Here is an 18,722-nt window from a genome sequence, read left to right as displayed (position 1 = left end):
GACCAATGAGGCTTGCACTTACCGCGGCGCGCGCGACATTGCCCCGCGCGAGATCGGGCGCTATGCTCGATTCGGAAACCCTGATGCGCTGCGAGGACACAGCATGAGCCTGCCGCAACCCAAAGAAGCCTTCGGGCCCGACGACTATCTGGCATGGGAGCAAGATCAGCCGATCCGCAACGAGTACATGGACGGCGAGGTCTTCGCGATGAGTGGCGCGTCTGACGCGCATGGGACTGCAGCCTTGAACCTGGCTGCCGGCCTGAAAGTCGCCTTGCGGGGAAAGCCCTGCAAGCCCTTCATCGCCGACATGAAGGTCCATGTCGAGGCCGCCAACAGCTTCTTCTATCCGGACATCCTCGTCACCTGCGACCCGCGCGATCGCACGCCCGAGGCAAGCCACGTCAAGCATCATCCGGTGCTGGTCGTCGAGGTGCTGTCGCCGAGCACCGAGGCCTATGACCGTGGTAACAAGTTCGCTGCCTATCGCACCTTGGCGTCGCTGCAGGAATATGTGCTGGTCTCCATCGAGCAGCGCCGTATCGAGGTCTTCCGCCGCGATGCCACCGGGCACTGGGTGCTGTATCCCTTCGCGCTCGATGAAGAACTTGAACTGACCAGCGTCGACTTCCGCTGCGCGGTTGCCGAAGTGTTCGAGGGCGTCGAGGGCGATTACGCCTAAGCCGGCTTCTGCCCTTCCAGAATCTTGAAGAACACCGTCTCCAGCGACACCGCCGGCTTCACCGTCACCAGCCGGCCGGCTTCGGCCTGAAGCCGCGTCAGGAAAGCCGGCAGGGCGGCTTCGTCGAGTTCCTGTTCGTATTCGCCTTCGCGGATCGCCGCGTGTTCGCCGTCCAGCGGGGTGCTGGCCTGGTAGCGCACGATGAAGCGGTCGGCGCGCTCGCTCACCAGGTCGCGCGGCGAGCGGGTGGTCAACAGTTCACCCTGATGGATGAAGCCGAAGCGGTCGGCGATGCGCTCCACGTCGTGCAGCACGTGCGAGGTGAAGAAGATCGCGCCGCCCTCGCGCTTGTATTCGGCCAGGATGTCGACCACGTCCTTGCGCCCCACCGGGTCCAGGCCCGACAGCGGCTCGTCCAGCACCAGCAGGCGAGGGCTGACGACCAGCGCATGGGCCAGCGCCACGCGTTGCGCGTTGCCCTTGGACAGCTCGCGGATGCGGCGTTTGGCGTTCTGCGCCACCGAGAAGCGTTCCAGCCACTGCATGCACCAGGCGTCGGCATCCGGCCGGCGGATGCCGTACATGTCCAGCGCCATGCGCAGGATCTCGAGCGGGGTGAACTGCTCGTACAGCGCGGGCGATTCGGGCACGTAGGCGATGCCCTTGCGCGACTCCGCCTCGCGCGCCGACACGCCATACAGCTTCACCTCGCCCTCGTAGTCGTTGATGACGTCCAGCATCACCTTGATCGTGGTCGACTTGCCCGCGCCATTGGGGCCGACGAAGCCGAACACCTCGCCTTCGGTGACATCGAAGCTGACGTTGCGCAGCGCCTGTACGGTCTTGCCGCGGGAGCGGAAGATCTTGCTGACGGAGTGGAATTCGAGGGCGGGGGTCATCGGAATGTCGTTCCTGTTCTCACATCTTCACCACGCCAACGCCCGCAGCCCAGGCGGCTTCGGCCAGTGCTTCGTCCTGGGTGGCGATCGGTAGCTGTTCACGTAGTGCGAGTTCGAGATAGCTTGCGTCATAGGTCGTCAGGTCGAAGCGCAGCGCCAGCGACAGCACCGTGCTGGGTGCAGGCGACTGCGCGTCGAACTCGATCGGTAGCGCCTGGATGCGGTCGACCACTTCGCGTGCGGCCTGCGCAACGACGCGACCGTGTTTGCAGGCAGTGCGAAGCACGTTGGTGTACTCGAGTTGTAGCAGGGTGGGGGCGACTGCACGTTCCGTCTCGAGTCGCTGGGCAATGGCTTCGGCGTAGGGTGTGGCCTGGTTCGCGATGAACCAGCCGCATACGACCGAGCTGTCGATGATGAAAGCCATCAGGCCAGCCCTTCCCTTGCCAGTTGCTTCAGATCGCCCTCCAGTTCGATCGCCTCGCGTAGCTTGCGCAGTTCGGCAAACGTCTCACGAACGTTCTGCCGGCGCTGATCCTCTGCCTCCGCATGGCTGTCCATGACCACGAGCCGTGCAACAGCAACGCCACGCCGGGTAATCGCAACCTCCTCTCCCCGCTCCACACTGGCGAGCAGTTCGGAGAAGCGGTTCTTGGCTTCGAAAACGGGAACGGTTTTCATGGCTAACCCAATTTTTAATATGGCTAGCTATATTCTAGGCGGCACGACTTGGAAAAGAAAGCGAACCCGGCTTCCGGCTATGGCCGCTCCAGCCCGGCGATCTTCAGTTCCTTCAGCCGGAACCGGCCATCGGCGAATTCGTAGCCGATGCGCAGCGGGTCGTTGGGGAAGGCCTCAAGTTCGCCGCTGTCGATCAGCGCCCGCGGGTTGGTCAGGGGCTGGCCGAAGCGGGCTTCGTAGCGTTGCTGGGCAGCGCGCAGGGTGATGAGGCCTTGCAGGCGGGCGATGCGCTTGTCGAGCATGCCCTGCAGCTTGGGGTCGCTGGTTTGGGTGCGCTCCTGCTGCAGGAAATCGAGTGCGGCGCTGTCGTCCTTCAGTTCGCCTGCTGCGAGCATGATGGCGAACTTGCGGAAGCCGGCGGCGTTGTCGGTGGCGCGTTCGGCGGCAATCTCCAGCGAGGCGCGAGCACCTTCGACGTCGTGCAGGAAGAAATACTGGTTGAAGCCGTAGAAGAAGGGCGGGATCTCGTCCCAGGTGCGGCACTCGGTGGCGCGCTTGAGCAAGTCGTTGCCTTCGGCCACCGCCCCGCCCCAGGTCAGCAGGGCGTTGCCCTGGTAGTAGTTGTCTTCGTGGCAGGGGTTCAACTGCGCGACCACGCGACGCGCACGGATGGCGAAGGAGGCGTTGGCTTCGGCCGCTTCGGGGTTGTCGCTGGTGGTCGCAACGGCGCGGATGGATTCGATGTTGGCGGCCAGAAAGCGGTCACCGCCGGTGAGCAGCAGTTGCACCGGGGCGGAGACGACGACACGGTCGAATACTTCGGGCGGCGGCTCGGCGCTGGCAGGCGAACGCATGGCCCAGATCGCGGCGAAAAGGCCGAATCCCAGTGCTGCAATGACGAGCGGCACTGCATTGCGCGCCTTCATCAGGAGAACTTTTTGCGGTTCAGCGCCCACACCGACAGTGCGAACAAAGCTGCGGCATAGGCCAGCGTGGAGACCACGCGCAGCGGCCAGTCGTCGGGCAGGAACTGCCACTGGCCGTAGAGCGAAATCATGCGCACATCGAGCGCAGCCAGGTCGGGTAGCAGATAGCCGAGCAGGCTGAGGGAAGACTGGTAGGTGTCGGAGTTCCCAACTAGCGTGGTGTCGCGCGTCAGTAGCGCGACGATGGCTGAATACGAGCGTGCAACCAGCATGAAGCCGAGGGTGCCGATGAGCACGAAACTGGGGGTGGTGGTGGTGACGGCGATCAGAGTGCCGATGGCGAGCACGACGAGCAGGTCGAGTGCGATGAAGGCGATGGTGACGACGTAGGGCAGGCCAAGGCCGGGCGGCGTGGCTTGGGTGTAGCTATGGCCGATCCAGGCGGTCACCGCTGCAAGCAGGCCAGCCAGGAGCATTAGCAGACTTAGCAGAAAGACGACAAGAGCACCAATGCGGCCAAGCAGGAACTGATGGCGAGGGCGGGGGTAAGTGAGTGAAGTGAGGTAAAGTTTGCGGTCAAACTCTCGGGCGAGAAGTTCCTGGAGAAGAAGTACGCCAAATAGCGGAAGTACAAGTCTAATAACGGATAGTCCAGTATCTAGTGCTACAGAGCATGCTTGACGCCCACTGAATTGTGCAGAGAGGATAGTAGCGGCGAAGAGGCCGATTGAAATTACAGCGACTAAGGCGTGAAAGCGAGTCCTAGAAATAACTTTAAAAGCGAGTTGAGTGTGCTGATAGAGGTGCATCATGTGGCTCAATTGCCTATTTGGCCGCTACATTTTTCATTTTAAACTGAGGCTTAAGTAAGGTGGCTAAAACTCCAAAGAGTTCACACTTACACTCGCCACTCGTGGGCTGAGTGTAAGTGTGAAAAGTGAAATTTAATTCTGCAGTTTGGCTGCGTGGAATCAAGAAGGTTATTCGTTTCCGACGCTCGTCGCGACAGAGAGAGCTACCTCAGCAGTGCAGTCGCCTCCCGGGTAGTCCGGCTGGACGGTTCCCTGCAGAGTACTGGCAACGGGTACAGTCGGTCCCGTTCGGGTTCCACGGGTTTTCACGCAGCCCTCTGCTCCTTCAATGCAACCGGTGGGTGTAAAAATGTCCACCTCACGACTCACTTGCCGCCCACTAACATGGCATGCGGAAATCGCGATCCTATCGGGATTGCAATGCAGCGCGCCACTAACGCCTCCGGATAGATTGATCCTGATGTTCTCGTTGAGAAGTACGCAATCGTCAGTTGTCCGGCCGATAGCGCCCTCACCTGACGCCGGCAACGGTGCGGCTTGGGCGAATACCGCGCCCGAAATTACGAGTCCAAGGAAAAGAGCAGAAATTTTTTTCATGAGTATCTCCAGGGTCCGAATTCAGGTCAGCGCAGCGAAGAAATGACGGCAGTAATGCCGTTTTTTACGTCAGCGATTGCGGTTGTATCGTTCGCTTTGGCGCGATATTCGTTAAACTGCGGAATCGCGATCGCAGCCAGGATGCCGATGATCGCCACGACGATCATCAGTTCGATCAGGGTGAAGCCCTTCTGAATCTTTTTCATTGAAGTTTCTCCTTCGAGGTTCGGCGGTCGTTTCCGCTTGTCGTCATATCAGCAAAGGGCGTGCCAGCTCAAAAACCCGCAGTTTCCGTGACGCAGTACCGCGGTTTGACACTCGACCGGGTTCACCCATGACAAACACGTCGTCGAATGTCACGAGTGTACAAACGGCATAAAAATAAAAAAGAAAAATAATAATAAATACACGAGATTTGTCTGTGCGCTTTACTTCTTGGGCGCCCCCCGCCGGGCCGACGCCTTCGAGCTGGCTGGTTTCTGCTGCGCACCGTACTTGCGGAACACGGCCCGCGCATCGGCCTCGGCGCGCTCCTGTGTGCAGATCGACGGGTCGTCGTCGTGGCCGCTGAAGAAGTCGTCGGCCTGGGCGGCCATCACCAGCTTGATGGCGGCCTCCTCGCTCTGGTCGAAGCGCTCGTAGAGCAGGGTGGCGACTTCGTCGAGGTGCTGTTCGTAGGTCATGGGCATGGTGGGTCTCGTCCTAGCGGAGGGTGACGAACGCTTCGGCACTGGTGGGGGGATGGCGAGCGTGCGGTCGAAGTCGGCCTTGCGGGCGCCCATCCGCACGGCGACGGCGAAGCCTTGCAGCATCTCGTCGGCACCGTCGCCGATGACTTGCAGGCCGACGATACGGAGTTTCCGCGGGAGTGGCTTGCCCGCGAGTGGAGCGCCCTACATGCTGCGCTCGGTGTCCAGGGCGCGCTGAATTCTTGGAATCAAAGTCGGTAGTTCGCTGGTTACGGTTAGCCAGACAACTTCAGCATCGATATCGAAGTAGCCGTGATCCTCAGGCGGCATAGCGTGTTTCCGCTGTTCGAACTACGTCATCCCTGAAATAGCGGCTCAGATCGCCCGGCGTGCGCAGGTCGACCGTCTTGCCGCCAAACAGGGTCGAGAGTTCAGCTTCGAGTTCGGCCATGCCAAGCAAGCCGGGTACGCGATCGGATTCGAATTCGACCAGCAGGTCGATGTCGCTGTCGGGCCTTGCCGTGCCTTTGAGCGTGGAGCCAAAGAGCGACAGCTTGCGGATGCCGTGAGCGCGGCAGAATGCGATAAGCATCTTTTCATCGGGTTCACAGTGCTTGTGCATGCGTGCTTCCTGCGTCTGTCGAGTCGTCATCGAGCCTAGGCATGGATGAGCTTAGCGTCAAGCGCGTGCGGGCCTTGGCTGCGCCCTCTTGCCCTAGCGGAGGGTGACGAACTCTTCGGCGCTGGTGGGGTGGATGGCGAGCGTGCGGTCGAAGTCGGCCTTGCGGGCGCCCATCCGCACGGCCACGGCGAAGCCTTGCAGCATTTCGTCGGCACCGTCGCCGATCACGTGCAGGCCGACGATGCGCTCGTCGTCGCCGGTGCACACCAGCTTCATCGCCGTCTTCGGTCGATGCTCGGTGAGTGCGTGAGCCATGGCGGTGAAGCGGGTGGCGTACACCTTGACCGTGGCGAAGCGGGCGCGCGCTTCGTCCTCGGTGAGGCCGACGGTGCCGATCGGCGGGTGGCTGAAGACCACGGTGGGGATGCAGTCGTAATCCAGCCGGCTGTCGGGCTGATCGAGGAAGAGCCGCGCGGCCAGCTTGCGCCCGGCGGCGATCGCGACCGGGGTGAGTTCGGCGCGGCCGGTGATGTCGCCGAGAGCGTAGACGCCGGGCCTGGTGGTGTTCTGGAAGGCGTCGGTGGCAATGAGGCCTTTCGCATCCACGGCGAGTCCGGCAGCGGCAAGGTTCAGGCGGTCGGTGTTGGCGCGGCGGCCGGTGGCCCACACCAGCGCATCGACCTGCAGCGGCGGACCGTCCGCGCGCTCGATGCGCAGGCTGTCGTCGGCCTCGCGGGCGACGCGCTTTACCTGGGCGCCGAAGTGGATACGCACGCCGTCCTGCTGCATCTGGCTGGCCAGTTCGTCGCGCAGCAGGGCGTCGAAGGGGCGCAGCAGCTGCGCGCCGCGCACCAGCATGTCGACCTCGCTGCCGAGGCCATTGAACACGCCGGCCAGTTCCACCGCGATGTAGCCCGCGCCGACGACCGCGACCCGCCGCGGCTGATGCTCGAGCGCGAAGAAGCCGTCGGAGTCGATACCGAGTTCAGCACCCTCGATGTCGGGCACGACCGGGCGGCCGCCGGTGGCGATGACGATGTGCGGCGCGCTGAAGCGCTGGCCGTCGACCTCGATGCAGTGGGTGTCGGCGAAGCGCGCAAAGCCATGAACGACCTCGACACCTGCCTTGCCCAGCATGTCGGCATAGATGCCGTTGAGGCGGGTGATGTAGGCGTCGCGCCGGGTCTTGAGGGTGGCCCAGTCGAGGGACACCGCTGCGGCGGCGAAGCCGTAGCCCGGCGCGTCGCGCATCGCCTGGGCGATGTTCGAGGCGTACCACATGACCTTCTTGGGCACGCAGCCCACATTCACGCAGGTGCCGCCAAGCCGCGCGGCCTCCACCAGCAGCACGCGGGCGCCGTATTCCGCCGCGCGGCGCGCAGTGGCGACGCCGCCGCTGCCGCCGCCGATGACGATGTAGTCGTAGGTCTTCATCATGTACTCCATTGTTTTCAAAGACACTCAGTCCTGCTCTGGCTCATCCAGGCGGGCGTGGGTCTTTGAATAGACTCGCTGCTTGTCTCGCAGACCGACCGAGATGACGGTCACGAACACCACGTCTTCATCGACGCGATAGACCAGGCGGTAGCCGACTGCGCGCAGCTTGATCTTGTAGCAGTCTGGCATGCCGGAGAGGGCAGACGAGGGGACGCGAGGGGTGATCAGGCGCTCTTCGAGCTTCTTCTTGAACTGCAGCCGCAGGCTACCGTCGAGCTTTCTCCATTCCGCGAGCGCAAGGCTGTGAAAGCGCAGCTTATAGCTCATCCAGGCTCACCTCGACGAAGGGCCCCGTGCTGCGCTCGCGCACGCGCGCGATGTCTTCGAGGTCTTCCAGGTAAGCCATGAGGCGTTCGTAGTGCGCGGCGGAGATGAGGTAGGCCTCGGGGCGGTTGTGGTTGAGCACGGCCACCGGGCTGTCGTCCGCTTGCGCGAGGATGCTGGAAAAATTGCGCTTGAGTTCGGTGACGCTGACCGTCAGGTCGGCCATGATGGTCTGCATTGCGGTCTCCAAAGGTGATGGATTTGGTGCTGAATATAGCACTCAAATCCGTGCATTGGCCCTTGGTGGGGTGGCGGGACGTTCGCCGGACCGGCCTCAGTCCAGCCCGATGACCTGCCCCAGGGGCGACAGATCGTAGCCGCCGAGGCGCTGCGCGAGGGCCTGCGATGCCGGGCCGGCGTGTGCGCGCAGCAGGTCCTGGAACAGGCGGCGGAACAGGATGTCGCGGGGCAGGGCGAGGTCGAAGGCTTCCCAGCCGAGCGGCAGGAAGTCCAGCCCGAACTCCGCCGCGGCGGCGCGGGTGCCGGGGGCGCAGTCGGCGTCGTCGCGGACGACGATGCCGGCGGCCTCGCGTTCGGTGTGGGCGGTGGCGACGACCGTGCAGTCGGCGGCCGAAAAGCCGCGGCTGGCGAGCGCGGATTCGAGGAAGTGGCGCGAGCCGGCGCCGGCCTGGCGCATTGCCCAGCGGTAGTCGAAACCGGCCAGCGTCTCGATGCCGTCGATGTGCAGGCCGCGGCGCAGGATGACGCCCTGTTCGCGCAGCGCGAGCCGCACCAGCGCCCACTGGCGGTGACCGCCGAAACTGCGCAGCAGCGTGGCGTGCTGCTGTTCGCTGTGCTCGACGCCGCCCCAGTGCAGGGCGCAGACGTTGGCGCGACGGCGGGCGAGCAGCTCCAGCCCGGTGAGCGTGCCGGTGGGGCTGTAGGCGACGAAGGCCGCGGCGCCGAGCGAAGGCGCCAGCGCCGACACGGTGGCGGCCAGCAGCGGGTCGTCGCTGCCGGTGATGAGCAGGCGGTCGGTCAGGGCGCCGCCGTGGGCCTGCTCCAGCAGCCATTCCTCGAGCAGCGCGCGGGGAAACAGCCACTTGCCACCGATGCGTGCGGCCGGGATGTCCTTGCTGTTGGCGAGCTCGTAGAGCTTCTTCTCGTTCAGGTTGAGGAAGGCGGCGGCTTCGCGGACGGTGAAGCAGGCGCCGGGCGAGGCTTCATCGCGCGGCGTGGCCGGTCCCGGAACGCGGACGTTGCGCGGACTCATGCAGGCCTCAGCCGGCTCCGGCCGGCAGGTCGCGCGCCGCTTCGGCCAGTTCGTCGCGGGTGTTGATGTTGCGGAAGGCGGCTTCCTGATCGTCGAAGGGGACTTCCACGATCTTCAGCGTGCCGTACCAGCGGTCGATCTTGCGCCCGCCGCCGGCCAGGAAGTCGCCGAGGTGGCCGGCGAGGTCGCGGCGGCACAGGCAGAACACCGGGTGCGGCTGGTCGAAGGTCCTGGCGACCGCCAGTTGGGCGTCGGCTGCGTGCAGGGCGGCGGCCAGACGCTCGACCAGATCGGTGGGCAGGAAGGGCGAGTCGCAGGGCGCGGTGACGACCAGCGGGTGGGCTGCGCGCGACAGGGCCGCGTGCAGCCCGGCGAGCGGGCCGGCGAAGCCGCCGATGTCGTCGCCGAAAACCGGGTAGCCGAACGCCTGCCAGGCCGCGAGGTTCTGGTTGGCGTTGATGATCAGCTCGTCGACCTGCGGTGCCAGTCGTTCCAGCGCGTGCGCGGCCATCGGCCGTCCGGCAAGCTCGACCAGGCCCTTGTCGACGCCGCCCATGCGGCTGCCCTGGCCGCCGGCGAGCAGTACGCCGGTGATGCGGCAGTCGGCGGGGCGGGGGGCGTTCGGCGTGGCGGGAGGCGTGGTCATGGTCAGGCTCGATGGGGTGCGGTGGTCGGGTGTGCGCTTGCTTGCGCGGTGTCGTGCGGCTTCATTCCCGGATGAATCGGTCGGCACCGGTGAACAGCAGGTAATGCTTGCCCTGGGCGCGTCCGACCATGGTCAGGCCGATGTTCTGCGCGATCTGCCAGCCCATGTGGGTCAGGCCCGAGCGCGACACGAGGAAGGGAATGCCCATCTGCGCGGTCTTGATCACCATCTCCGAGGTCAGCCGGCCGGTGGTGTAGAAGATCTTGTCCGCGCCCTCGAGCCCGTCGAGCCACATCTGGCCGGCGATGGCGTCCACCGCGTTGTGGCGGCCGACGTCCTCGAAGAACATCAGGATGTCGCAGCCGCCGGGCGTGGCCTGCGCCAGCGCGCAGCCGTGCACCGCGCCCGCCTGCTTGTAGATGGACTCGTGGTGGCGCACGGCGTCCATCAGCGCGTACAGCGTCGACTGCTTCAGCAGGCGGTCGTGCGGCAGGCGCAACTGGTCGATCTCGTCCATCAGGCCGCCGAACACCGTGCCCTGGCCGCAGCCGGTCGTCACCGTGCGGCTGCCGAGCTTCTCGTCGGCGTCGCGCAGGCCGTTGCGGGTGGTCACCGACACCGCGTCGACCTCCCAGTCGACCTGCACCGAGGCGATCTCCTCCAGGCTGCGCACCAGGCGCTGGTTGCGCAGCCAGCCGATCGTCAGCGCCTCGGGTGCAGCGCCCAGCGTCATCAGGGTGACGATCTCGCGCTTGTCCACGTAGAGGGTGAGCGGATGCTCGCCGGCGATCGAGGTCGGCACGGTGTCGCCATGCTCGTTGATGGCCGGGATCTCGACGGTGAGCGGGCGGCTGGCCCGGCTCAGCAGGGGGAGTTGGGGCGGGTTCATCGGGACCTGTGGTGTCGGTGGGCGGGGGTCAGGCGGTCGATTGTAGCGGCTTGCCGGCGCGGGGGTGGCGGGGTGCGCGGGTTTTCACGGTCGCGATGCGGCGATCGGCGACGTATGCTGTGGACTACATAGGACGATCAAAGATGCAGGTGCGAGGCATGGAGAAATTTCCGGTCGCGGTGGTCATGGAGTGTCGCCGCCTGAACAATCCCTGGGTGGACGAGGCGTGGGAGGCGGTGGGCGTGGTTCCGGCCTTCGATCTGGTCGAGCACGCGCCGGTCGAAATCGTGTCCGAGCCGGACCGGCGCCAGTGGCGCATCGGTGGCTGGGCGATCGAGCTGTTCCGCGACGAGGCCGACAACTATTTCCTCAACATGAGTTCGCCCATCCCGAAGGTGTTCGTGATGTGGCGCAAGGAAGGCGAGCTGGCGCTGCCGGCCGCGGTGTCGGCGAGCTACGGCGAGGCGGCGCGCTGGCTGGACTCCGGCGAGCAGGTCGACGGCGTGCCGATGTCGCGCGAGATCGCCGACTGGGTGGGCGACTTCGTCAACACCCACTACAAGCCGGCACCGCGCAAGAAGGTGCGGCGCAATGATCCGCTGGCGCAGGACCGGGGGCCGGCGTGAGCGCGGGCGGCTTCCTGTCGCGCTGGTCGAAGCGCAAGCTGGCGGCGTCGCTCGAGGCCGCCCGCCAGCCCGCGGCGGCCGACGCGGACGTGACCGTGGAGGTCGCGGCCGCCCCCGCCGCAGCACCGGCGCCGGCGGTGCCGCCTGCAGGCGCGAGCGCTGAGGCGCGGGACCGTGCTGCCGTCGAGGCTGCACTGCCGCCGGTCGAGGAGCTGACGCTAGCGTCCGATTTCACCGCCTTCCTGAAGGAGGAGGTCAGCGAGTCGCTGCGCAGGCAGGCGCTGAAGAAGCTCTTCGCCGATCCGCATTTCAACCAGATGGACGGGCTGGACATCTACATCGACGATTACTCGATCGCCGACCCGATTCCGCCGTCGATGATGGAGAAGCTCAAGCACGCGCGCGAGTGGCTGGGTGAGCCGGACGCGCCGGCCGAGACGGAGACGCAGGCGGCGGCTGACGTGGCCTTGCCACCGGTGACGGACGGCGAGGTCGTGCCCTCGGGGGCTGCCGCGGGCGTGCAGGACGAGGCTGGCTGCGACCCGGCTCGTACCGGTGGCGGCGTGTCTTCCGGTGAGGGCGACGACCGCCCGCCCTGCGAGACGGTGCCGGCCGGCAACCGGGATGAGCGCGCGGGCTGAGGGCCGGCATCGCACGCGCGGCGATCGGTGTACGCCGATCGGGACAAAACGGCGCGGAATGGACAATTTGTCGCGCACGCGGTTTCGGATGGTTGCCCTACGTGCCTTTGCGGTCGCTTGTGGGGCCAATCCTTCATGACTTGCTGGCCCGGCGAGTGCTTGTGGTGAACCGATCAAATGGATGCATCGATGCAGAACACCCAGAAACAGATCCATCTCTGCGATTGCAATCGCAGCTTCAGTCTCGACGCCGAGCGGTTGGCCGCTGCGTCGGGCGCGCTGTCGTGCCATCACGCCCTGTGCGGCGCCGAGTTGCCCGCGCTGGAAAATGACCTGGCCGCCGGGCGCGAGGTCTTCGTGTCCTGTACGCAGGAAACCGCACTGTTCGGCGAGCTGGCCGAATCGCAGCAGGCCGGCCAGCGCATCCACTTCTTCAACCTGCGCGAGAACGCCGGCTGGTCGGCCGAATCCGATCAGGCCACGCCCAAGCTCGCCGCGCTGATCGCCGCTGCGACCACCCTGCCGGAACCGGAGCCGGTGCCCGCGGTGCAGATGCGCGCCGGCCGCAGCCTGCTGATCATCGGCGAGGCGGGGGCGGCGCTGGGCTGGGCCGAGCGCCTGGCGGGCAGCTTCGAGCCGGCCGTGCTGATCACCCAGCGCGCCGGTGAGATTGAGCTGCCGGCCGTCAATGAATACCCGGTGTGGTCGGGCAAGCCGGTGAAGCTGTCCGGTCACCTCGGCGCCTTCGAGCTGCACTGGGCGCAGCAGAACCCGATCGACCTCGAGCTGTGCGTGCGCTGCAACGCCTGCGTCAAGGCCTGCCCGGAAGGCGCCATCGGTTTCGACCTGCAGGTCGATCTCGACGCCTGTCGCAGCCACCGCGCCTGCGTCGCCGCCTGTGGCGAGATCGGCGCGATCGACTTTGCGCGCAAGGATGTCGCCCGCAGCGAGCGCTTCGACCTGGTGCTGGACCTGTCCGCCGAGCCCTTGCTGAAGCGCGTCGAGCTGCCCGACGGCTATGCCGCACCGGGCCGCGACCCGTTCGAGCAGGCGCTGGCGGTGCAGGCGCTGGGCGAGTTCGTCGGCGAGTTCGAGAAGCCGCGCTACGTCGCCTTCGACGCCGGCCTGTGCGCGCACAGCCGCTCGAAGAAGACAGGCTGTACGAACTGCATCGAAGTCTGCGCCACCGAGGCGATCCGCTCCAATGGCGACGTGATCGCGGTCGATCCCTACCTGTGCAAGGGCTGTGGCACCTGCAGCACGGTGTGTCCGTCGGGCGCGCTGGGCTTCCAGTTTCCGCGCGTGCCGGACGTCGGGCAGCGGGTGAAGACGCTGCTGGCCGAGTACGCGCAGGCCGGCGGCAAGGAGGCCTGCATCCTGTTCCATTCCGCCGAGGCCGGCACCGCCGCCATCGGCCGGCTCGCGCGGCGCGGCCGCGGCCTGCCGGCGCGGGTGATCCCGGTCGAGGTGTGGAGCGCGGATGCGGTCGGGCTGGACCTGATGCTCGGCAGCCTGGCGCTGGGCGCCTGTCAGGTGGCGGTGCTCGCTGCCGGCAGCCACGACGCTGCGCCGCTGAGGGCGCAGGCCGGGCAGGGGCAGACCATCCTCTCGGCGCTCGGTTACGCCGGCGAACACCTGCGCGTCATCGAGGCCGATGCCGACGACTGGCAGGCGCTGGAGCGCGCGCTGTGGTCGTGGGCGCCCGCCACCGCTGTCGCCGTGCCGGCGCGCTTCCGCCTGCTGCCGAAGAAGCGCGAGACGCTGGAGTTCACACTGCGCCATCTGGTCGAGCACGCCCCCGCGGCGAAGGACGAGGCGGGTCTGCCGGCGGCGATCGCGCTGAAGGCCGGCGCGCCCTTCGGCCAGGTCATCGCGTCCGACGCCTGTACGCTGTGCATGGCCTGTACCGGCGCCTGTCCGGCGAGTGCCTTGCGCGCATCGGGCGACAGCTATCGCCTCGAGTTCGTCGAGAAGAACTGCCTGCAGTGCGGCCTGTGCGTGAGCTCCTGTCCGGAGTCGGCGCTGAGCCTCGAGCCGCGCCTGCTGCTGACGGAAGACGCACGCCGCGCCCGCGCGCTGCGCGAGGCCGACATCTTCCATTGCACCGCCTGCGGCAAGGCGATGGGCGCGACGCCCCTGATCGAAGCCATGATCGCCCGGTTGTCCGGCCATTCCATGTTCGCCACCGAGGCCGAGCGTGCCCGCCTGCGCATGTGTGCCGACTGCCGCGTGATCGACATGATGAAGACCGAACCGGCGGTCAAAGCCTGGGACCTGAGCGAATGAGCGCGCCGATTTCCATCCAGACCCAGCCGACCTGGTCCGAGGAGGACCGCGCCCGCGCCGATCACTACGCGCTGCTGGCGAGGCTGTTTCATGCCGCGCCCGACGCGGTGCTGCTCGACGCGCTGGTGCAGGCCGGCCGTAGCCTGGGCGGCACTGGGGGTGAAAATGAGGGTGCCCTCCCGCAGGCCTGGACCGCGCTCGCGGCGGCCGCATCCAGCCTGTCGTTGCAGGCGGTGCGCGACGAGTTCGATGCGCTCTTCGTCAGCGTGTCCAAGCCGGTCGTGATGATGAACGGCTCCTGGTACATCACCGGCTTCCTGCAGGAAGAGCCGCTGGCCGAACTGCGCGAGGATCTGCTTGAGCTCGGCCTGGGGCGCCGCCAGGGCGTGACCGAGACCGAGGACCACATTTCCGCGCTGGCCGAGGTGATGCGCCACCTGGTGCTGACCGGCCCGGACGAGGCGGGCCTGCTGCGCCAGCAGCGTTTCTTCGGTCGCCACATCGCGCCCTGGTATGCGGACTTTGCGGCCGCGCTGGCGAAGGCGCCGGGCGCGGGTTTTTATGCGAAGGTCGGCGCGCTGCTGCTGGCCTTCATGGACATCGAACGCGAGGCGTTCGACATGCTGGAGGCGTCCGCGCAATGAGCGGCGCCGCACCTTATCGAAGGGGAGAGCGAGGATGAAAGACGACAACACCAAGCTGTCGCGGCGGAATTTCCTGATGGCGGTCGGTGCCAGCGGCGCCGCAGGCGCTGCGGCGCTGGCTGCCACCGCGACCAAGACGGTGCCGGGCGCTGCGCAGGCCGTCGAGACCGCCCGCCGCGAGGAAGCGGACAAGGGCATCAGCGAACACATGCGCAATTACTACCGCAGCGCGCGGGTCTGAGGAGGACGCGACGATGTTGACCAAGAAAAGCAGCGCCGCCACCGGCAGCGCCCGCCGCCTGCGGGGTTCCGCGGCGCGTGCCCTGGGCCAGACCATGGACCGCCGCGCCTTCCTGAAGCGCTCCGGCCTGGGCGTCGGCGCCGGGGCGATCGCCACCCAGTTGCCGTACAACCTCATCGGCGCCGCCGAAGCCGCCGCGCCCGGTGTGTCGCGCGGCGAAGGCAAGGCCGAGGTGCGCCGCACCGTGTGCACCCACTGCTCGGTGGGCTGTGCGACCGACGCCATCGTGCGCAACGGCGTGTGGGTGCATCAGGAGCCGGTGTTCGATTCGCCGATCAACCTCGGCGCGCACTGTGCCAAGGGCGCCTCGCTGCGCGAGCACGGCCACGGCGAGCACCGCCTGAAGTATCCGATGAAGCTGGTCGACGGCAAGTACCAGAAGATCTCGTGGGAACAGGCGCTCAACGAAGTCGGTGACCGCCTGCTGAAGGTCCGCGAGGAATCCGGGCCGGATGCAGTGTACTGGATCGGCTCGTCGAAGCACAGCAACGAGCAGGCCTACCTGCTGCGCAAGTTCGTGTCCTTCTGGGGCACCAACAACTGTGACCACCAGGCGCGCATCTGCCACTCCACCACCGTGGCGGGCGTGGCGAACACCTGGGGTTACGGCGCGATGACGAACTCCTACAACGACATGCAGTTCTCGAAGGCGGCGCTGTACATCGGCTCGAACGCCGCCGAGGCGCATCCGGTGTCGATGCTGCACATGCTGCATGCCAAGGAAAACGGCTGCAAGATGATCGTCGTCGATCCGCGCTTCACGCGCACCGCGGCGAAGGCCGACCAGTACGTGCGCATCCGCTCGGGCACCGACATCCCCTTCATCTGGGGCATGCTGTACCACATCTTCAAGAACGGCTGGGAAGACCAGAAGTACATCGACGACCGCGTCTTCGGTCTGGAGAAGGTCAAGGAAGAGATCATGACCTGGACGCCCGAGCGCGTGCAGGAAGTGACCGGCATCCCCGAGGAGCAGGTGTTCAAGGTCGCCCAGACGCTGGCGATGAACCGGCCCTCGACCGTGGTGTGGTGCATGGGCCAGACCCAGCACACCGTCGGTAACGCCAACGTGCGCGCGATGTGCATCCTGCAACTGGTGCTGGGCAACGTCGGCGTGTCGGGTGGCGGCACCAACATCTTCCGTGGCCACGACAACGTGCAGGGCGCGACCGACGTTGGCCCCAACCCGGATTCGCTGCCCGGCTACTACGGCCTGGCCGCCGGTTCGTGGAAGCACTGGTGCCGCGTGTGGGGCGTCGATTACGAGTGGGTCAAGGGCCGCTACGCCTCCGAAGAGCTGATGACCAAGTCGGGTATCACCGTGTCGCGCTGGATCGACGGCGTGACCGAGAACAAGGAGCTGATCGACCAGCCGAGCAACCTGCGCGCCGTCGTGTACTGGGGCCATGCGCCCAACTCGCAGACCCGCGGCGCCGAGATGGTCGAGGCGATGAGGCAGCTCGACACCCTGGTGGTGATCGACCCCTATCCGTCGGCGACCGCCTCGATGGCGGCGATGGTGCGCAAGGACGGTGTGTATCTGCTGCCGGCCTGCACCCAGTTCGAGACCACCGGCTCGGCCACGGCGTCGAACCGCTCGATCCAGTGGCGCGAGAAGGTCATCGAGCCGCTGTTCGAGTCCAAGCCCGACCACACCATCATGTACGCCTTCGCCAAGAAGTTCGGCTGGGCGGACGAGCTGGTGAAGAACATCAAGCTCGAGAAGGACGCCCAGGGCTGGGACGAGCCGAACATCGAGGACATCCTGCGCGAGATCAACCGCGGCACCTGGACCATCGGCTACAGCGGCCAGTCGCCCGAGCGCCTGAAGCTGCACATGAAGAACATGCACACCTTCGACGTGAAGACGCTGAAGGCGGCCGGTGGCCCGTGCGACGGCGAGTACTTCGGCCTGCCGTGGCCGTGCTACGGCAACCCGGAGCTGAAGCACCCGGGCACGCCCAACCTGTACGACACCTCCAAGCACGTCATGGACGGCGGTGGCAACTTCCGCGCCAACTTCGGCGTGGAGAAGGACGGCGTGTCGCTGCTCGCGGCCGAAGGCTCGGCCTCGAAGGGGGCCGACCTGCAGATGGGCTACCCCGAGTTCGACCACACCCTGCTGAAGAAGCTGGGCTGGTGGGATGAACTGACCGACGCGGAGAAGGCCGAGGCCGAGGGCAAGAACTGGAAGACCGACCTGTCGGGCGGCATCATCCGCGTGGCGATGAAGAACCACGGCTGTCACCCCTTCGGCAACGCCAGGGCGCGCGCGCTGGTGTGGAACTTCCCCGATCCGGTGCCGCTGCACCGCGAGCCGATCTACTCGCCGCGTCCGGATCTGGTCGCCAAGTACCCGACCCACGACGACAAGGCCAAGTTCTGGCGCCTGCCGACGCTGTACAAGTCGCTGCAGGACAAGGTCAAGGACATCTCGAAGGAGTATCCGCTGATCATGACCTCGGGCCGCCTGGTCGAGTACGAGGGCGGCGGCGAGGAAACCCGCTCCAACCCCTGGCTGGCCGAACTGCAGCAGGAGATGTTCGCCGAGGTGAACCCGAAGGACGCCAACGACGCCGGCTTCCGCAACGGCGACTACATCTGGGTCGAATCGCCCACCAAGGCCAGGCTGAAGGTGCGCGCCCAGGTCACGCAGCGCGTGGCGCCGGGCACGGTGTTCCTGCCCTTCCACTTCTCCGGCTGGTGGCAGGGCGAGGACATGCTCAAGTACTACCCCGAGGGCGCGGCACCGATCGTGCGCGGCGAGGCGGTCAACACCGCCACGACCTATGGCTACGACCCGGTGACGATGATGCAGGAAACCAAGACCACCCTGTGCCGCGTGAGCAAAGCGTAAGGGCGAGGAGAAGAAAAGATGGGACGCATGAAATTTCTCTGTGACGCCGAGCGCTGCATCGAATGCAACGGCTGCGTCACCGCGTGCAAGAACGAGCACGAGGTGCCCTGGGGCGTGAACCGCCGCCGGGTGGTGACCATGAACGACGGTGTGCCGGGCGAGCGCTCGATCTCGGTCGCGTGCATGCACTGTTCGGACGCGCCGTGCATGGCGGTGTGCCCGACCAACTGCTTCTACAAGACCGAAGAAGGCGTGGTGCTGCACGACAAGGACCAGTGCATCGGCTGCGGCTACTGCTTCTACGCCTGTCCGTTCGGCGCGCCGCAGTTCCCGAACGGCCCGGCGGCCTTCGGTGCGCGCGGCAAGATGGACAAGTGCACCTTCTGCGCGGGCGGTCCGGAAGAGACCGGCTCGCAGGCCGAGTACGAGAAGTACGGCTCCAACCGCCTGGCCCAGGGCAAGCTGCCGCTGTGTGCCGAGATGTGCTCGACCAAGGCGCTGCTGGCGGGTGACGCCAACGTGGTGGCCGACATCTTCCGCGAGCGCGTGCTGCGCCGCGGCGGCGGCACCGATGCCTGGGGCTGGCAGACCGCCTATGGCGGCGGCGAGCAGAAGCGCGAACAGAAACGCGAGCGGGAGGGGCAGAAATGAGCACGCCGACCATGAAGCTGTTGCGTACCGCCGCGCTGGGCGGCGTCCTGGCGCTGGGCCTGTCGGCCTGCGGCGAGACGTCGCAGGTGCCGGTGTACGAGGACGGCAAGTACTCCGGCAAGGCCGACACCCGGCCGTGGGAGAGCGCCGAGTTCAAGGGTGACAAGGCTGCCTGGGAGGCTGCGCTGAAGAACCGTGCGCGCGGCCAGAACGAGTACAACCGCGGCGATTGAGGAGAG

At 66.3% G+C, this 18,722-nt stretch carries 21 protein-coding genes and 2 pseudogenes; 9 read left to right on the top strand and 14 right to left on the bottom strand.

Annotated elements, in window-relative coordinates:
- Positions 1 to 103: 103 nt before the first annotated feature.
- Positions 104 to 682, top strand: a complete 579-nt coding sequence (locus tag AC731_RS12910) for a Uma2 family endonuclease (RefSeq protein WP_048706638.1) — start codon at positions 104 to 106, stop codon at positions 680 to 682.
- Here AC731_RS12910 and AC731_RS12905 read toward each other — a convergent pair.
- The 14 genes and pseudogenes from AC731_RS12905 to AC731_RS12840 form a co-directional block, all read right to left on the bottom strand.
- Positions 679 to 1,581, bottom strand: coding sequence for an ABC transporter ATP-binding protein (locus AC731_RS12905; protein ID WP_048706636.1), 903 nt, complete (start codon positions 1,579 to 1,581; stop codon positions 679 to 681). The two genes, AC731_RS12910 and AC731_RS12905, sit on opposite strands and share 4 nt — an antisense overlap.
- 19 nt (positions 1,582 to 1,600) lie before the next feature.
- On the bottom strand, positions 1,601 to 2,008 hold the full coding sequence (locus tag AC731_RS12900; RefSeq protein ID WP_048706635.1) for a type II toxin-antitoxin system VapC family toxin: 408 nt from the start codon (positions 2,006 to 2,008) through the stop codon (positions 1,601 to 1,603).
- Entirely contained in the window at positions 2,008 to 2,262 is a 255-nt protein-coding gene (locus AC731_RS12895) for a type II toxin-antitoxin system Phd/YefM family antitoxin (RefSeq protein ID WP_048706634.1), read from the bottom strand. Before AC731_RS12895 ends, AC731_RS12900 begins: the two co-directional genes overlap by 1 nt.
- A 77-nt stretch (positions 2,263 to 2,339) precedes the next feature.
- Complete coding sequence (locus AC731_RS12890) at positions 2,340 to 3,188, bottom strand: hypothetical protein (RefSeq protein WP_048706631.1); 849 nt, start codon at positions 3,186 to 3,188, stop codon at positions 2,340 to 2,342.
- Positions 3,188 to 3,664, bottom strand: a complete 477-nt coding sequence (locus tag AC731_RS12885) for a hypothetical protein (RefSeq protein ID WP_237266534.1) — start codon at positions 3,662 to 3,664, stop codon at positions 3,188 to 3,190. The genes AC731_RS12890 and AC731_RS12885 overlap by 1 nt, the downstream gene beginning before the upstream one ends.
- A gap of 1,051 nt (positions 3,665 to 4,715) precedes the next feature.
- Positions 4,716 to 4,803, bottom strand: a pseudogene (locus AC731_RS20425) (prepilin-type N-terminal cleavage/methylation domain-containing protein); the annotation flags it as partial.
- 282 nt (positions 4,804 to 5,085) lie between these two features.
- Positions 5,086 to 5,286 (bottom strand): annotated as a pseudogene (locus AC731_RS12875) (hypothetical protein); the annotation flags it as partial.
- Positions 5,287 to 5,605: 319 nt separating this feature from the next.
- Positions 5,606 to 5,908 carry a nucleotidyltransferase family protein gene (locus tag AC731_RS12870; RefSeq protein WP_048706624.1) on the bottom strand — a complete coding sequence of 101 codons (303 nt, stop codon included), beginning with the start codon at positions 5,906 to 5,908 and terminating at the stop codon, positions 5,606 to 5,608.
- A 93-nt stretch (positions 5,909 to 6,001) separates the two neighbouring features.
- Entirely contained in the window at positions 6,002 to 7,342 is a 1,341-nt protein-coding gene (gorA, locus tag AC731_RS12865; RefSeq protein ID WP_082794412.1) for a glutathione-disulfide reductase, read from the bottom strand.
- A 27-nt stretch (positions 7,343 to 7,369) separates the two neighbouring features.
- The gene (locus AC731_RS12860; protein ID WP_048706621.1) at positions 7,370 to 7,672 is read right to left on the bottom strand and encodes a type II toxin-antitoxin system RelE family toxin; all 303 of its coding nucleotides are present in this window, start codon (positions 7,670 to 7,672) and stop codon (positions 7,370 to 7,372) included.
- The gene (locus tag AC731_RS12855; protein WP_048706619.1) at positions 7,662 to 7,907 is read right to left on the bottom strand and encodes a type II toxin-antitoxin system Phd/YefM family antitoxin; all 246 of its coding nucleotides are present in this window, start codon (positions 7,905 to 7,907) and stop codon (positions 7,662 to 7,664) included. Before AC731_RS12855 ends, AC731_RS12860 begins: the two co-directional genes overlap by 11 nt.
- 96 nt (positions 7,908 to 8,003) lie before the next feature.
- Positions 8,004 to 8,942: a helix-turn-helix transcriptional regulator gene (locus AC731_RS12850; RefSeq protein WP_048706617.1), complete on the bottom strand. Its 939-nt coding sequence runs from the start codon at positions 8,940 to 8,942 to the stop codon at positions 8,004 to 8,006.
- Between the two features lie 7 nt (positions 8,943 to 8,949).
- Positions 8,950 to 9,588 (bottom strand): molybdenum cofactor guanylyltransferase MobA, encoded by a 639-nt coding sequence (mobA, locus tag AC731_RS12845; protein ID WP_205626594.1) that lies wholly within the window; start codon positions 9,586 to 9,588, stop codon positions 8,950 to 8,952.
- Between the two features lie 61 nt (positions 9,589 to 9,649).
- Positions 9,650 to 10,477 carry a formate dehydrogenase accessory sulfurtransferase FdhD gene (locus tag AC731_RS12840; RefSeq protein ID WP_048706616.1) on the bottom strand — a complete coding sequence of 276 codons (828 nt, stop codon included), beginning with the start codon at positions 10,475 to 10,477 and terminating at the stop codon, positions 9,650 to 9,652.
- A gap of 158 nt (positions 10,478 to 10,635) precedes the next feature.
- Between AC731_RS12840 and AC731_RS12835 the strand changes: the two genes are divergently transcribed.
- The 8 genes from AC731_RS12835 to AC731_RS12800 all read left to right on the top strand — a co-directional run bounded on the left by AC731_RS12835 (position 10,636) and on the right by AC731_RS12800 (position 18,716).
- The gene (locus AC731_RS12835) at positions 10,636 to 11,103 is read left to right on the top strand and encodes a DUF3305 domain-containing protein (protein WP_048710105.1); all 468 of its coding nucleotides are present in this window, start codon (positions 10,636 to 10,638) and stop codon (positions 11,101 to 11,103) included.
- Complete coding sequence (locus tag AC731_RS12830; protein ID WP_048706615.1) at positions 11,100 to 11,744, top strand: DUF3306 domain-containing protein; 645 nt, start codon at positions 11,100 to 11,102, stop codon at positions 11,742 to 11,744. The genes AC731_RS12835 and AC731_RS12830 overlap by 4 nt, the downstream gene beginning before the upstream one ends.
- Before the next feature lie 189 nt (positions 11,745 to 11,933).
- On the top strand, positions 11,934 to 14,030 hold the full coding sequence (locus AC731_RS12825) for a 4Fe-4S binding protein (RefSeq protein ID WP_048710103.1): 2,097 nt from the start codon (positions 11,934 to 11,936) through the stop codon (positions 14,028 to 14,030).
- The gene (locus AC731_RS12820) at positions 14,027 to 14,674 is read left to right on the top strand and encodes a TorD/DmsD family molecular chaperone (protein WP_004292197.1); all 648 of its coding nucleotides are present in this window, start codon (positions 14,027 to 14,029) and stop codon (positions 14,672 to 14,674) included. The genes AC731_RS12825 and AC731_RS12820 overlap by 4 nt, the downstream gene beginning before the upstream one ends.
- Positions 14,675 to 14,708: 34 nt before the next feature.
- On the top strand, positions 14,709 to 14,915 hold the full coding sequence (locus AC731_RS12815; protein ID WP_004292196.1) for a hypothetical protein: 207 nt from the start codon (positions 14,709 to 14,711) through the stop codon (positions 14,913 to 14,915).
- 13 nt (positions 14,916 to 14,928) lie between these two features.
- The gene (locus AC731_RS12810) at positions 14,929 to 17,832 is read left to right on the top strand and encodes a formate dehydrogenase subunit alpha (protein WP_048706612.1); all 2,904 of its coding nucleotides are present in this window, start codon (positions 14,929 to 14,931) and stop codon (positions 17,830 to 17,832) included.
- An 18-nt stretch (positions 17,833 to 17,850) separates the two neighbouring features.
- Positions 17,851 to 18,483 (top strand): formate dehydrogenase FDH3 subunit beta, encoded by a 633-nt coding sequence (gene fdh3B / locus AC731_RS12805; protein WP_004292194.1) that lies wholly within the window; start codon positions 17,851 to 17,853, stop codon positions 18,481 to 18,483.
- The gene (locus AC731_RS12800; protein ID WP_004292193.1) at positions 18,480 to 18,716 is read left to right on the top strand and encodes a hypothetical protein; all 237 of its coding nucleotides are present in this window, start codon (positions 18,480 to 18,482) and stop codon (positions 18,714 to 18,716) included. Before fdh3B ends, AC731_RS12800 begins: the two co-directional genes overlap by 4 nt.
- Positions 18,717 to 18,722 lie beyond the last annotated feature (6 nt).

It is taken from the genome of Thauera humireducens (genome assembly GCF_001051995.2).
GTDB classification, from domain to species: Bacteria; Pseudomonadota; Gammaproteobacteria; order Burkholderiales; family Rhodocyclaceae; genus Thauera; species Thauera humireducens.
This window is presented reverse-complemented; position numbering and strand designations above follow the sequence as displayed.

Coding starts and splice junctions, on each gene's coding strand:
- AC731_RS12910 (WP_048706638.1), top strand. CDS start 104: ATGAGCCTGCCGCAACCCAAAGAAGCCTTCGGGCCCGACGACTATCTG.
- AC731_RS12905 (WP_048706636.1), bottom strand. CDS start 1,581: ATGACCCCCGCCCTCGAATTCCACTCCGTCAGCAAGATCTTCCGCTCC.
- AC731_RS12900 (WP_048706635.1), bottom strand. CDS start 2,008: ATGGCTTTCATCATCGACAGCTCGGTCGTATGCGGCTGGTTCATCGCG.
- AC731_RS12895 (WP_048706634.1), bottom strand. CDS start 2,262: ATGAAAACCGTTCCCGTTTTCGAAGCCAAGAACCGCTTCTCCGAACTG.
- AC731_RS12890 (WP_048706631.1), bottom strand. CDS start 3,188: ATGAAGGCGCGCAATGCAGTGCCGCTCGTCATTGCAGCACTGGGATTC.
- AC731_RS12885 (WP_237266534.1), bottom strand. CDS start 3,664: ATGCTCCTGGCTGGCCTGCTTGCAGCGGTGACCGCCTGGATCGGCCAT.
- AC731_RS12870 (WP_048706624.1), bottom strand. CDS start 5,908: ATGCACAAGCACTGTGAACCCGATGAAAAGATGCTTATCGCATTCTGC.
- gorA (WP_082794412.1), bottom strand. CDS start 7,342: ATGAAGACCTACGACTACATCGTCATCGGCGGCGGCAGCGGCGGCGTC.
- AC731_RS12860 (WP_048706621.1), bottom strand. CDS start 7,672: ATGAGCTATAAGCTGCGCTTTCACAGCCTTGCGCTCGCGGAATGGAGA.
- AC731_RS12855 (WP_048706619.1), bottom strand. CDS start 7,907: ATGCAGACCATCATGGCCGACCTGACGGTCAGCGTCACCGAACTCAAG.
- AC731_RS12850 (WP_048706617.1), bottom strand. CDS start 8,942: ATGAGTCCGCGCAACGTCCGCGTTCCGGGACCGGCCACGCCGCGCGAT.
- mobA (WP_205626594.1), bottom strand. CDS start 9,588: ATGACCACGCCTCCCGCCACGCCGAACGCCCCCCGCCCCGCCGACTGC.
- AC731_RS12840 (WP_048706616.1), bottom strand. CDS start 10,477: ATGAACCCGCCCCAACTCCCCCTGCTGAGCCGGGCCAGCCGCCCGCTC.
- AC731_RS12835 (WP_048710105.1), top strand. CDS start 10,636: ATGGAGAAATTTCCGGTCGCGGTGGTCATGGAGTGTCGCCGCCTGAAC.
- AC731_RS12825 (WP_048710103.1), top strand. CDS start 11,934: ATGCAGAACACCCAGAAACAGATCCATCTCTGCGATTGCAATCGCAGC.
- AC731_RS12820 (WP_004292197.1), top strand. CDS start 14,027: ATGAGCGCGCCGATTTCCATCCAGACCCAGCCGACCTGGTCCGAGGAG.
- AC731_RS12815 (WP_004292196.1), top strand. CDS start 14,709: ATGAAAGACGACAACACCAAGCTGTCGCGGCGGAATTTCCTGATGGCG.
- AC731_RS12810 (WP_048706612.1), top strand. CDS start 14,929: ATGTTGACCAAGAAAAGCAGCGCCGCCACCGGCAGCGCCCGCCGCCTG.
- fdh3B (WP_004292194.1), top strand. CDS start 17,851: ATGGGACGCATGAAATTTCTCTGTGACGCCGAGCGCTGCATCGAATGC.
- AC731_RS12800 (WP_004292193.1), top strand. CDS start 18,480: ATGAGCACGCCGACCATGAAGCTGTTGCGTACCGCCGCGCTGGGCGGC.